Here is a 12,756-nt window from a genome sequence, read left to right as displayed (position 1 = left end):
TTGAGAAGCGGTGTTGGCGAAACAACTCGCTTTTTCATGGGCGTCTGTCGCGGGAAGTGAGCTATTTTCCACCCCGCTGTCTACCACGCGTGTAACAGAATCGCTCTGAATATTTGGACAGAAGATACGACTTTCTTCTATTAATGGTAAGATAGAGGTATGACATTATTCGCGGGAAAGAACGCATAGGGCTATTTTTTCAATGGAATGGATCATACCGCTCATGAAGAGTCATATTCGTCCTGAAAAAAAGCTCCAATTACATAGTGAAATTCCAAAATTAGAAGAAATTAGCGAAACCGAACATACATGCGCAGGAACAAATCCGATTCTCCTCGAAAGTTATTCTTAGTAGAGAGAAAAGGACAGGGAGACTACTTCTATTCGAAAGGTGGAATCATATGGCTGATACAATCCTTATAGTGGACGACCAACGTGGCATTCGGTTATTATTACAAGAAATCTTAAAGGCCTCAGGGTACAAGACCTTATCAGCAAAAACCGGAAAACAAGCTTGTGAGCTGGCTGACGAGCATGACATCGACTTGATGGTCATGGATTATAACCTGCCGGTGATGCACGGACGTGACGTGCTGAATCAGATGAAGGAAAAAGACTGTAAGTTTCCGGTCATCATCATTACGGGCGATTCTGAGGAGTCGGTGGCCCAGGAAGTGGATCATCTTTTTGTACAGAAAATTGTGAGTAAGCCATTCGACATCCATAATTTTCAAGAATTGGTGAAGAGTGTACTTGTGAAAAGCGAAACGTAATCTTTTTTTTAGATGAAAGCGCTGTATCCGCTTGCAGTTGTTGCACCGAGGTGTGGGTATTGGTATTCTATTAACTGTAGTTTAAGTTACCAGTGGATTTTCCAGAATTCACTTGTAAATATCAGAACGAATTTTTTAAGGAGGATCTTTCATGCCATTAGTATCAATGAAAGAAATGCTAGAAACTGCTAAGGAGAACCGTTACGGTGTCGGGCAGTTCAACCTAAACAACCTTGAGTATGCTCAAGCGATTCTTCAGGCTGCAGAGGAAGAGCAGTCTCCAGTAATCCTTGGAGTATCTGAAGGTGCTGCACGTTACATGGGCGGATTTAACGTTGTTGTAGATATGGTTAAAGCGCTTATGAAGTCATACGGTACAACTGTACCTGTTGCGATTCACCTTGACCACGGTTCAAGCTTCGAGAAGTGTGCAGAAGCCATCCATGCAGGTTTCACATCTGTTATGATTGACGCTTCCCACGATCCACTTGAACAAAACATCGCGGTTACGAAAAAAGTTGTTGAGCTTGCTCACATCCACGGTGTTTCTGTTGAAGCAGAACTTGGCCGTGTTGGTGGACAAGAAGACGACATCATCGTAGACGACGCTGAAGCAGCCTACGCGATTCCTTCTGAGTGTAAGCAACTAGTTGACGAAACAAACGTTGACGTATTTGCTCCAGCACTTGGATCTGTACACGGTCCTTACAAAGGTGAACCGAACCTAGGATTCGACCGTATGGAAGAAATCATGGGTCTTGTAGACAAGCCACTTGTTCTTCACGGTGGTACAGGAATCCCTACAGCTGACATCAAGAAAGCTATTTCTTTCGGTACAGCTAAAATCAACGTAAACACGGAAAACCAGATCGCTCAAGGTAAAGCGGTTCGTGAAGTTCTAGCTGAACAGCCTGAACAATACGATCCTCGTAAATATCTTGGACCTGGCCGTGAAGCAATCAAACAAACCGTTATCGGCAAAATGCGCGAATTCGGTTCTTCACAACAAGCATAAAGAAAGAGCCTGAGAGGTACTTTCTCTAACTAAGGAACCGTTACGACTCGTAACGGTTTCCTTTATATCAGTCATGAAAACGCCATCATTTGAGTTTTTTCAACAAAATCTAACACTAATGAACAGGGGTGGACAGGATGAAATTTTTCATCGATACGGCTAATATTGAAGATATTCGGGAAGCGAATGCGTTAGGGATCTTGGACGGAGTGACGACCAATCCGAGTCTCGTTGCGAAAGAAGGCGTCTCCTTTCACGACCGCTTAAGAGAGATTACAGCAGAAGTAGACGGATCCGTCAGTGCCGAGGTCGTTTCTGAAACAGCGGAGGAAATGATCAAAGAGGGTAAAGAGCTTGCCGCAATTGCTCCGAACATCACAGTCAAAGTGCCGATGACGCTTGAAGGGCTGAAGGCTGTCAAAGTATTCAGCGACTTGAACGTGAAGACGAACGTCACGCTCGTTTTCTCCGCTAATCAGGCTTTGTTGGCCGCGAGAGCCGGCGCGACGTATGTATCGCCGTTCCTCGGCCGTCTGGACGATATCGGCCACAATGGTGTAGAGTTGATTGCTCAAATTGCTGAAATCTTCGATCGTCACGCGATTGATACGGAAATCATTGCAGCATCGATCAGACATCCAGTCCACGTAACGGAAGCGGCCATTAACGGCGCTCACATTGCGACCGTCCCTTTCAAGGTGTTCCAACAGATCGTCAAACACCCTTTGACGGACCAAGGGATTGAAAAATTCCTCAAGGACTGGAATAATCAAAAATAAGTAGAGTGTGATGGAAATTATTGCACATACTAGTACTAACATCTTTACCAATAAAGCGAGGAGTATTTCATGCATAAACTTTTAGTGGAAGGCGGAACGAAGCTGCGCGGCCAAGTCCGCGTCAGTGGAGCCAAAAACAGTGCCGTTGCTTTGTTGCCAGCAGCTATTCTAGCTGAATCTCCAGTCACGATTGAAGGTCTTCCGAATATATCGGATGTTGGAATTTTATCGGATTTACTCGAACAAATCGGTGGTAAGGTCGAGAAGGATGGACGTACCATTCATATCGATCCCACTCACATGGTTTCCATGCCTCTTCCGAATGGAAAGGTGAAGAAACTGCGTGCTTCCTATTACTTCATGGGCGCCATGCTCGGTCGTTTCAATAAAGCCGTCATCGGTCTGCCTGGTGGATGTCACTTAGGACCACGCCCGATCGATCAGCACATTAAAGGCTTTGAAGCCCTGGGTGCAGAAGTGACGAACGAACAGGGCGCCATTTACCTGCGTGCAGAGGAGCTTCGTGGAGCGCGTATTTATCTTGATGTGGTCAGCGTAGGAGCAACGATCAACATTATGCTTGCTGCTGTCCGTGCCAAAGGGAAAACGGTCATCGAGAATGCCGCAAAGGAACCGGAAATCATTGATGTAGCGACCCTCCTAACAAGTATGGGGGCGAAGATCAAAGGTGCGGGAACAGACGTCATTCGTATTGAAGGTGTCGATCAGCTTCAGGGTTGTCTACATACGATTATTCCGGATCGTATTGAAGCAGGAACCTACACGATTATGGCGGCTGCCCAGGGGGACGAGATGATCATCGATAATGTCATCCCACAGCACTTGGAGTCCTTGATTGCCAAACTCCGTGAAATGGGAGTCACCATTGACGAAAATGATGAGCAGCTTTACATCCGGCCCGGGAAAACGTTGAGCAGTGTCGATATTAAGACGCTCGTCTATCCTGGTTTTCCGACGGACCTACAGCAGCCGTTCACCTCCCTGCTTACAAAGGCAGAAGGGACCGGTGTCGTCACGGATACCATTTATCAGGCCCGTTTCAAACACGTCGATGAACTTCGAAGAATGAATGCGTCGATCAAGGTGGAAGGTGGTTCGGCCATCGTGTCCGGACAGTCCAACCTGCAGGGTGCGAAAGTGAAGGCGACGGATCTCCGTGCTGGAGCCGCTCTCGTCATTGCCGGACTCATGGCAGACGGAGTCACCGAAATTACAGGTGTAGATCATATCGAACGTGGGTATGAGAACATTACGAACAAATTGATCGAGCTTGGGGCGAACGTCTGGTACGAGCAGATGACAGAAGAAGAAGTCGAGCAGTTCCAGAACAGCTAGTCCGCTCCCAGCCGCAGAATACGAAGCTTTGTTATAAAAAAATAGATTCTTGTCCAAACCATAGAAGAAGCTGAACATTCAGCTTTCTTCTATGCACTTCTTTTTTCTTCCAGTCTACTGAATATTTTTCACATGAGCATTGAAACCTATCGTTCCGAGGAGTACAATAAAGGTTGTTTGATAGAGATAGTAGGAAAGTATTCATGAAAATCTCCGTAAGCTTCAAACACATAACTTCTACTCGCTTCTCCTTCTTTCTTCCAGTACAGAATAGAAGTCATTTTATTTCACAACAAGCAAGCTTACATGACACATGCCAAACCAGGCAAATATAGAAAAAAACATAAAAGTGGTGATTTTGTGGCAGAACTAACCATCTCCAATTTGGAGACGATGACTTTGAAAGGCCTCTATGAGAAAGCCAGACAATTCAAAGTCTCGTATTATGCAAAACTGACAAAAAGAGAATTGATTTTCGCAATCTTAAAGGCACAGGCTGAGAAAGACGGCTTTTTATTCATGGATGGAATTTTGGAAATCATTCCATCAGAAGGGTTCGGATTCCTGCGCCCGATCAACTATTCTCCGAGTGCGGAAGACATTTACATCTCCGCTTCCCAAATCCGTCGTTTCGACTTGAGAAACGGGGACAAAGTGTCCGGTAAAGTCCGTCCTCCGAAAGAGAACGAACGTTACTACGGCTTACTTCACGTAGATGCCGTCAATGGTGAGGACCCGGATTCAGCCAAAGAGCGTGTCCACTTCCCAGCGCTTACGCCGTTGTATCCAGATAGACAAATGAAGCTTGAAACAGCACCGAAGCTGCTTTCCACCCGTATGATGGACGTGATGTCTCCGGTCGGGTACGGACAGCGTGGTTTGATTGTTGCCCCTCCTAAAGCGGGTAAAACGATGCTGCTTAAGCAGATTGCCAACAGCATCTCGACCAACCACCCTGATGCGAAGCTGATCATCCTACTTGTTGATGAGCGTCCGGAAGAGGTAACTGATATTGAGCGTTCAGTCGATCCTGATGTAGACGTTGTCAGCTCTACATTCGATGAAGTACCGGAAAACCACATTAAAGTGTCCGAGCTCGTACTAGAACGTGCAATGCGCCTTGTTGAACATAAGCGCGATGTCATCGTCTTGATGGACAGTATTACACGTCTGGCACGTGCGTATAACTTAGTCATTCCACCGAGCGGACGTACACTATCAGGTGGTATCGACCCGGCAGCCTTCCACCGTCCGAAGCGATTCTTCGGTGCAGCCCGTAACATTGAAGAGGGTGGCAGCTTGACGATTCTGGCGACGGCTCTTGTCGATACAGGATCACGTATGGATGATGTCATCTATGAGGAGTTCAAAGGAACCGGTAACATGGAGCTTCATCTGGACCGCAGTCTGGCTGAACGCCGAATCTTCCCGGCCATCGACGTCCTTCGTTCAGGTACGCGTAAGGAAGAGCTCTTAATGCAGAAGTCGTACCTCGACAAAGTATGGGCCATCAGAAAGACGATGTCGGATAAGCCTGACTTTGCCAACCAGTTCATGCGCAGGCTGAAGTCATCTAAGAACAACGAAGAATTCTTCGATTTGATGGATAAAGAAATGCAAGGGAAGAAGACGCCTCAGAGACGCACGCGTACAGAAGTCTAAATAAAATATTTTCCAAATGATCGAGAGCGTCTATCATCATTCAGCTCTTGATCATCATAAATGCAGCGGTCGCCTGGATTCGCGTTGATTGGAACGGACTCATTTGTCAAAAAAGAACCATTTTTTCAATGATTGAATTTCTTTCTATTGTGTTGCAATGGTTCTGTGAGACTGTTATAATCTTTCTATGTGAGTTTCAGTAAAAGGTGCTATTCAACCTTCGACGGCTCTTACAATAACTCTGTTTCTTAAGGATTCAGGGCAAAAAGGAGTGGAAGAACATGAAAACAGGAATTCATCCAGAATACCGTAAAGTTGTATTCCTTGACACAAGTTCTGATTTCAAGTTTCTAACAGGATCTACTAAATATTCTGAGGAAACAATTGAGTGGGAAGATGGAAACACGTATCCATTGATCCGCGTTGAGATTAGTTCTGAGTCACACCCGTTCTACACTGGTAAGCAGAAAGCTGATAAAGCTGGCGGCCGTGTTGATCGATTCAAGAAAAAATATAACCTTTCATAATAATCAGTGGTCATCGTTCGATGAAAACTGCATCATTTTGAACAAAAACAGGCAAATTGTCTCGACCGTTTGCCTGTTTTTTTGTCAAAAAAACGGGGTAAACTAAGATAAATAACGTGATTGAATACGAATATCCACATCATTGAAGCTATGATGTGGCTCGTGTGAGCGACTTTATAGTTTTGGTTATGTGGTAGAAATGAAATAAATCGAGAGCTGTCCCATGGTGATCTTCAGAGGGGTAAGTCGAAATCATCGGGAGGGCTCTTTTTTGCTGAATGAAAGGGAATAACCCCCTTGATTCTGGAAAAAAGAACGAAGGGTACGGCGCTTGTACCTTTGATGTGTAATGCGGTGAGAAGCGAGAAGGGAGCGACAGTGCACGTGTATGTAATGAAGCAAAGTGGTTGGGTTGAAGTCATCTGTGGAAGTATGTTCAGCGGTAAATCGGAGGAATTGATTCGCAGAGTCCGTCGTGCAACGTTCGGAAATCTGACGGTTCGCGTTTACAAGCCTGCGATTGATGACCGTTACCAGGAGGATGCCGTCGTTTCGCATAATGGAACTTCGGTATGGGCAAAGCCAGTAAAAGCCTCCTTGGATATCCTGAAAGAAGTAGACGATCAAGTAGACATTGTCGGAATTGATGAAGTGCAATTCTTTGATGAACACATCGTAGAAGTAGTGGAATGCCTGGCTGACCGCGGCATCCGTGTAGTCGTGGCCGGCCTTGATACCGACTTCCGCGGCGAACCGTTCGGTGAAATGCCTGCCTTGATGGCATTAAGTGAGAGCGTGACGAAATTGAACGCCATCTGCCCGGTCTGTGGCTCGCCTGCCAGTCGTACGCAGCGTCTCATCGACGGCGAACCCGCTTCTTATGATGATCCGATCATCTTAGTGGGCGCATCCGAGTCGTACGAGCCGAGATGCCGACACCATCACCGAGTTCCAAACAAACCCAGGCAACAAGAAGTGAAAGCAGCCTACGCTGAAAAATAAACGGCATGAACGGTTTTATCAAGACCCGTGCGATGCATCTTGAAATGGATGTGTGGCACGGGTCTTGTTTTCTAATTTGGTCCATATATACTCAAGCGGACTGAGGTACCGTATGCTGCATGATAAATAGCCATCTAGTATGGTGGTTATGGAGGTTCCGGTTCCTTATGGAAGAGGTGTTGGAGAACCGGGGAATCTCCTACCGGATTGGAGGGCAGCGTGAGATCCCGCAGTGAGCGAAGCGAAGGAGGAAGCTCACCGACCGCCGGTGGAAAGCGAGTCGGTTCTCCAGCACCGGCTTTCTTCAACTTGGCGAACCGTCCCTGAGTGGCTGGATCTACCCTGCCGATGTGCTCGAATGTGCTGGGGTATCTGTCCAATGTGCTGGTTTCTGTTTAAGATAAAGGTAGAAAAGGAAGCCTGTCTATATATAATTCGTTTTCCTGTGTACCAGCCGTGAGAAAGGTGGAATCAGCAATGCCGGATAGCAGCTCGCAGACGTTACTTAAGCGCTCTCAACTACTGAAAGAATGTTCCGACGCATATGCCTATGCTGTTGAGGTCGTGACGAAGAACAGTGTGATGGCTGAAGATATCGCCATGTCCTGTGCGGAAGTTTGTTATGAATGTGCAAAAGAATGCACCAGCTCTGAGCCGGGGTTATTTGATGAAGAATTGTACAACATGTGCCTTCAATATGCGTCTCTCTGCGAAAGAATGACGTCAGTGCCGGCGATTGAACGTAAAGATGCAGCGCTTAAAGAAAGTAGTTAACTCCTGTTTCCAGCAGGGGTTTTTTGTTTGGGATAAACGATATACATATTCACCCTTCTTCAGGAAACAATAACGAAAAAGAAGAAGAGGTGAAATGAGATGAAACGATGGATCTTAGCAGGACTTGTCGGCGTGACGTTGCTATCAGCATGCGGTTTGCAGATGGATAAGTATCAAGGAGAAACCAGTCGCGATGACATTGAGAACATGGGTGCCAACGATCCGGTGACGAGAGAAACACAGAACCCGCGCTTGATGAGTGAGCCTGGTGATACGTGGGGGATTAAGCAGGACCGTCATCTGATGAAAGAAGCGGTTAATGAAATGCCTGGAGTGGAAGTGAAGCGAATCATTTTGGAAGCGAGTCAGGCGTGGATTTCTGTTAATGTGGATGGCTCCGGAGATTTGTCCAAAGAAGAGATCGAAGACTGGAAAACAGAGGTTAAGCAGGCCGTGTATCGTGCCGTTCCCCGCTACAACGTTCACGTGAAAATCAGCTGATGGAAGCTTTGGTTGTAACCGTGCCTGCTCTATAATATAATTAGAATGTTATGGAGAAAGAGGTGCTTACCAATGATCGAACGGTTACAAACATTAGAAGATCGTTATGAGAAGCTTAATGAATTATTGAGCGATCCAGAGGTCATTTCGGATACAAATAAACTACGTGAATATTCTAAAGAGCAATCGGGCTTGCAGGAGACGGTTGCCGCTTATCGTGAGTATAAGGATGTAACAAGTCAGCTTGACGATGCCAAAGCGATGCTTGAAGATAAGCTGGATAACGAGATGGCTGAAATGGTGAAAGAAGAAATCAACGAGCTTTCGGAGCAGAAAGTGGATCTAGAAGAACGCCTGAAGATTCTGATGCTGCCGAAAGATCCAAACGATGATAAGAACGTCATCATGGAAGTGCGCGGCGCAGCCGGCGGAGACGAGGCGTCTCTATTTGCTGGTGACTTGTACCGTATGTACTCCCGCTATGCAGAACAGCAGGGGTGGAAGACGGAAGTGATTGAAGCGAACTCGAACGACGTGGGTGGCTTTAAGGAAATCATCTTCATGGTCAGCGGTGAGCGTGCCTATTCCAAGTTGAAGTTCGAGAACGGAGCACACCGCGTACAGCGTGTGCCTGAGACAGAGTCGGGAGGCCGTATCCACACATCCACTGCAACGGTTGTCGTTATGCCGGAAGCGGAAGAAGTCGAAGTGGAGGTCCATGATAAGGACATCCGCGTCGATACGTTCGCATCCAGTGGACCAGGTGGACAGAGTGTCAACACGACGATGTCTGCTGTTCGTTTGACGCACGAGCCGACGGGAATCGTTGTTTCCTGTCAGGATGAAAAATCCCAGATCAAGAACAAAGAAAAAGCGATGAAGGTACTTCGTGCGCGTATTTACGATAAGTTTCAGCGTGAAGCGCAGGAAGAGCTAGATGAAAGCCGTAAGTCTGCAGTCGGAACGGGTGATCGTTCTGAACGAATCCGCACGTACAATTTCCCGCAAACGCGTGTGACAGACCACCGTATCGGTCTGACGCTTCAGAAGCTGGATCAGATTCTTCAAGGAAACATGTCTGAAATCATCGATGCGCTTCTGATTGAAGAACAGACGAAGAAGCTGGAGTCCATCGGTGAATAATACATTTACGACAATCGAGGAAGCCCGTCGCTGGGCTTCCGTTTTTTTGCGGGAAAAGGGTCGTGAAGCTCAAGTAGCCGACTGGCTACTCGAACACTACCTGGACTGTTCGTACACTCAATTGCTTGTCAATGGACCAGAGCGGTTCCCGGATGAAAAGAAAGCGGCGTTTGTACAAGATATCGAGGAACACGCCGAAACGGGGGTACCGGTCCAACACTTGATCGGAACAGCACCTTTCTACGGAAGGGAGTTTGCGGTCGATTCGAACGTGCTCATTCCGAGGCCGGAGACAGAGGAGCTTGTAGTGGGCGTCATCGACCTCATCCGCGAGCAGAACCTCTCTCAACCGACCGTCGTCGATATCGGGACGGGGAGTGGCGTGATCGCTGTGACCCTCGCTTGTGAGTCCCCTTCTTTGAACATGCTCGCCACCGACTTGTCCATAGAAGCCTTGCAGATTGCGAAAAAGAATGCAGAGCAACACGGGGCTCCGGTGACCTTTTTCCAAGGAGATTTCCTGGAGCCGGTCATGCATGAGGCGTTGGATGTCATCGTCTCGAACCCTCCTTATATTGCGTACAGGGAGAAGGAGTCGATGGATGATACGGTGGTGGATTTCGATCCTGAGCTTGCTTTGTTTGCGGAGGATGAGGGGCTTGCTGCGTATCAGGCGATTGTGGCGCAGGTTGCATCGCTTGAGAATCTTCCGTCTATTCTGGCTTTTGAGATTGGCCATGAGCAGGGGAGTGACGTGAAAGCGATCATCGAGCGGCGTCTGCCTGCTTATGAGGTGGAGGTGCGCCGGGACCTGAATGGGAAGGACCGGATGGTTTTTGCAAGAATGACAGATTGATAGGTTTAGCATTGTTTTTTTCTGCCCATACTGACGACTAGAAGCAACATCGGGGGAGGAAAAAAACAATGAAAAACAGTTTGCTCTTATTATTATCTCTTCTTATTATTCTGACTGTACTGCCTTGGGGACAACAGACGAATGCTGCCCGTGATTATCAGGTGATTCCGGATGAAGCGATCAGACTCCGCATTTTAGCGGACAGCAATGACGATCAGGATCAGCAGATCAAGCGCCTTGTTCGTGACCGTGTGAACGAAGAAATTACGGTCTGGGTGGAGGAGTTGACGTCGATTGAAGCGGCAAGAGAGCTGATTCGAAAGCGCATGCCTGAGATCCGTATGATTGTGGCGGCTACACTTGAAGAAGCGGGCGTCGACTATGATTATTCGGCTGACTACGACAGCAGTGTTTCTTTTCCAACGAAGCTGTACGGATCTTTCATCTATCCAGCGGGAGAGTATGAAGCGATTCTCATTACATTGGGTGAAGGTGAAGGGGACAATTGGTGGTGCGTACTGTTCCCGCCTCTATGCTTCCTGGACTTCTCAAACGGAACGAGTGTAGCGGAAGATGCGGAAGAAGAGAAAGAGCAGGACGAATCGGAAGAAGAGAAGGAAGTGAAATTCTTCGTCATTACGTTGTGGGAGAAAATTTTTTCCTAACGAATTCGGTTAGAAAAATACAGCGTTTCTATCATATGATCCACACCCCTTTTCATAGAGTATAGAAGAAAGGGTGTGGATTTAGTATGTTTATCGAAAAAGTGGATGACCAGCTCTATCAATTGAAGCGGGATGAAGAGACGATCGGTGGGTTCCATCTTGTGCCGGTGGACGATTCGGCAAGGAGAATTGAGAAGCTCGAAGTGAGTGAAGGCATTGTCGCAGCGCAGGTGCTGGCGGTATTTGAGCTGATTCAGAAATACGCGGAGGAGCAAGGGATTTCTGCTTTGTATGTCGAAAGTCATTCCGATTCTCTCGACTTTTTACTACAACACCAGCGTTTCGAATGCCACGATGTCGAAAATCGCGTGTGGATATATCGAGTTGTTCACACTTAATTGTGAATAAATGGTTGATTTATTAACATTTTCAACCATTTATGTGGATATCTTGTGGATACTGAAAATTGGGACATGGAAATTACTAACGGATTCTTTGGATATGTGGGTATTTCTGTGGATAACTTGAGGACACCTTGAGGACATCCTGTGTACAACGTCGAAATTTGCGCTTAATTGTAGAATTCTCGTATAGTAGAAATATCGAAACTTGTCAGTGAAGGAGTATCAGTATGAGCATGCAGACGAAATTGTGGATACCGGAAGATCCATCCAATCCAAAAGACCAATCTATACAGGAAGCCTCCGATTTATTAAAACAACACCAAGTGGTCGCTTTCCCGACGGAAACCGTCTACGGGTTGGGGGCGGATGCTACGAGCGAAGCGGCGGTAGCTGGAATCTTTGAAGCGAAAGGGCGCCCTTCAGACAATCCGTTGATCGTGCACGTATCAAACCGCGACCAGGTCGATCGCTTGGTCGAGCGCATTCCGGATGTCGCCCGCACGTTGATGGACGCTTTCTGGCCGGGGCCTTTGACGCTGATCATGGAGAGCAATGGTTCAGCCGCTTCGAACGTAACGGCAGGTTTATCCACGATTGGAATTCGAATGCCTGATCATCCTCTTGCTCTGGCTTTATTGGAAGCGGCCGAAACGCCTCTTGCCGCTCCAAGTGCGAACCGCTCCGGCCGTCCGAGCCCGACAAAGGCTGAGCATGTGAGGCAGGACCTCGATGGCCGCGTTGCCGGTATCCTGGATGGCGGTACGACAGGGGTCGGCTTGGAATCGACGGTTCTGGATTGTACAACAGAAGTCCCTGTCATCCTGAGACCTGGTGGTATTACGAAAGAGCAGCTGGAGGAGGTCCTTCCCGAAGTGGCGGTCGATCCTGCATTGGCGGCAGAAGACGATCACAAGCCGAAGTCTCCTGGCATGAAGTACACCCACTATGCTCCGGAATCTCCACTATGGTTAGTGGAAGGCGACGACGAATTTTTCATGGAACAGTTGGAACAGTTGAAGGCTGACGGAAAACGAGTCGGTGTCATCGCAAGTGGTGAACTGGCAGAGAAGTTGGACCATCAACCCGTCATCCGCTGCGGCTCGAGAGAGAACCTCGCCGAAGTGGCTGTTCAACTTTACGATGCGCTTCGGGAATTCAAACGTTCGGAAGTGGATCTCATTTTAACCGAATCCTTTGAAGAGACAGGCGTAGGGGCTGCGGTGATGAACCGTCTGCGTAAAGCTTCTGTCCGCGTCTTGTCCTCTTCCTAGCATATCGTCCCCCTTCTTCGCATACCTT

The 12,756-nt window shown here is 47.5% G+C and carries 14 protein-coding genes; all 14 read left to right on the top strand.

From position 1 onward, the window contains the following. Positions 1-401 precede the first annotated feature (401 nt). Positions 402-773, top strand: coding sequence for a response regulator (locus LCM20_RS10635; protein WP_225195432.1), 372 nt, complete (start codon positions 402-404; stop codon positions 771-773). A 151-nt stretch (positions 774-924) separates the two neighbouring features. Continuing rightward, entirely contained in the window at positions 925-1,788 is an 864-nt protein-coding gene (gene fba, locus LCM20_RS10630; protein ID WP_225195431.1) for a class II fructose-1,6-bisphosphate aldolase, read from the top strand. A gap of 137 nt (positions 1,789-1,925) precedes the next feature. Then, the gene (gene fsa, locus LCM20_RS10625) at positions 1,926-2,567 is read left to right on the top strand and encodes a fructose-6-phosphate aldolase (RefSeq protein WP_225195430.1); all 642 of its coding nucleotides are present in this window, start codon (positions 1,926-1,928) and stop codon (positions 2,565-2,567) included. Between the two features lie 69 nt (positions 2,568-2,636). After that, positions 2,637-3,923: a UDP-N-acetylglucosamine 1-carboxyvinyltransferase gene (locus LCM20_RS10620; protein ID WP_225195429.1), complete on the top strand. Its 1,287-nt coding sequence runs from the start codon at positions 2,637-2,639 to the stop codon at positions 3,921-3,923. Positions 3,924-4,283: 360 nt separating this feature from the next. Then, positions 4,284-5,585: a transcription termination factor Rho gene (gene rho / locus LCM20_RS10615; RefSeq protein WP_225195428.1), complete on the top strand. Its 1,302-nt coding sequence runs from the start codon at positions 4,284-4,286 to the stop codon at positions 5,583-5,585. A 281-nt stretch (positions 5,586-5,866) separates the two neighbouring features. After that, positions 5,867-6,112, top strand: a complete 246-nt coding sequence (locus LCM20_RS10610; protein WP_225195427.1) for a type B 50S ribosomal protein L31 — start codon at positions 5,867-5,869, stop codon at positions 6,110-6,112. Between the two features lie 384 nt (positions 6,113-6,496). Then, positions 6,497-7,114, top strand: coding sequence for a thymidine kinase (locus LCM20_RS10605; protein ID WP_225195732.1), 618 nt, complete (start codon positions 6,497-6,499; stop codon positions 7,112-7,114). Between the two features lie 477 nt (positions 7,115-7,591). Next, positions 7,592-7,888 carry a hypothetical protein gene (locus tag LCM20_RS10600; RefSeq protein WP_225195426.1) on the top strand — a complete coding sequence of 99 codons (297 nt, stop codon included), beginning with the start codon at positions 7,592-7,594 and terminating at the stop codon, positions 7,886-7,888. A gap of 99 nt (positions 7,889-7,987) precedes the next feature. Continuing rightward, entirely contained in the window at positions 7,988-8,389 is a 402-nt protein-coding gene (locus LCM20_RS10595; RefSeq protein WP_225195425.1) for a hypothetical protein, read from the top strand. A 72-nt stretch (positions 8,390-8,461) separates the two neighbouring features. After that, positions 8,462-9,532: a peptide chain release factor 1 gene (gene prfA, locus LCM20_RS10590; RefSeq protein ID WP_225195424.1), complete on the top strand. Its 1,071-nt coding sequence runs from the start codon at positions 8,462-8,464 to the stop codon at positions 9,530-9,532. Then, positions 9,525-10,388 (top strand): peptide chain release factor N(5)-glutamine methyltransferase, encoded by an 864-nt coding sequence (gene prmC / locus LCM20_RS10585; protein ID WP_225195423.1) that lies wholly within the window; start codon positions 9,525-9,527, stop codon positions 10,386-10,388. The genes prfA and prmC overlap by 8 nt, the downstream gene beginning before the upstream one ends. A gap of 68 nt (positions 10,389-10,456) precedes the next feature. After that, entirely contained in the window at positions 10,457-11,053 is a 597-nt protein-coding gene (gene spoIIR / locus LCM20_RS10580; protein ID WP_225195422.1) for a stage II sporulation protein R, read from the top strand. Positions 11,054-11,139: 86 nt separating this feature from the next. Beyond that, positions 11,140-11,451, top strand: coding sequence for a hypothetical protein (locus LCM20_RS10575; RefSeq protein ID WP_225195421.1), 312 nt, complete (start codon positions 11,140-11,142; stop codon positions 11,449-11,451). 239 nt (positions 11,452-11,690) lie between these two features. Beyond that, the gene (locus LCM20_RS10570) at positions 11,691-12,728 is read left to right on the top strand and encodes an L-threonylcarbamoyladenylate synthase (RefSeq protein ID WP_225195731.1); all 1,038 of its coding nucleotides are present in this window, start codon (positions 11,691-11,693) and stop codon (positions 12,726-12,728) included. Positions 12,729-12,756: the final 28 nt, after the last annotated feature.

The organism is Halobacillus litoralis, from assembly GCF_020171725.1.
GTDB lineage: Bacteria > Bacillota > Bacilli > Bacillales > Halobacillaceae > Halobacillus > Halobacillus litoralis_F.
The sequence above is the reverse complement of the archived record's forward strand: the minus strand, read 5'-3'. Positions and strand labels throughout refer to the sequence as shown.

Bases quoted from the DNA above. Each gene is read 5' to 3' on its own strand.
- LCM20_RS10610 (WP_225195427.1), top strand. From the start codon at position 5,867: ATGAAAACAGGAATTCATCCAGAATACCGTAAAGTTGTATTCCTTGAC.
- prfA (WP_225195424.1), top strand. From the start codon at position 8,462: ATGATCGAACGGTTACAAACATTAGAAGATCGTTATGAGAAGCTTAAT.
- LCM20_RS10570 (WP_225195731.1), top strand. From the start codon at position 11,691: ATGCAGACGAAATTGTGGATACCGGAAGATCCATCCAATCCAAAAGAC.
- LCM20_RS10595 (WP_225195425.1), top strand. From the start codon at position 7,988: ATGAAACGATGGATCTTAGCAGGACTTGTCGGCGTGACGTTGCTATCA.
- fsa (WP_225195430.1), top strand. From the start codon at position 1,926: ATGAAATTTTTCATCGATACGGCTAATATTGAAGATATTCGGGAAGCG.
- spoIIR (WP_225195422.1), top strand. From the start codon at position 10,457: ATGAAAAACAGTTTGCTCTTATTATTATCTCTTCTTATTATTCTGACT.
- LCM20_RS10575 (WP_225195421.1), top strand. From the start codon at position 11,140: ATGTTTATCGAAAAAGTGGATGACCAGCTCTATCAATTGAAGCGGGAT.
- LCM20_RS10600 (WP_225195426.1), top strand. From the start codon at position 7,592: ATGCCGGATAGCAGCTCGCAGACGTTACTTAAGCGCTCTCAACTACTG.
- fba (WP_225195431.1), top strand. From the start codon at position 925: ATGCCATTAGTATCAATGAAAGAAATGCTAGAAACTGCTAAGGAGAAC.
- LCM20_RS10635 (WP_225195432.1), top strand. From the start codon at position 402: ATGGCTGATACAATCCTTATAGTGGACGACCAACGTGGCATTCGGTTA.
- LCM20_RS10620 (WP_225195429.1), top strand. From the start codon at position 2,637: ATGCATAAACTTTTAGTGGAAGGCGGAACGAAGCTGCGCGGCCAAGTC.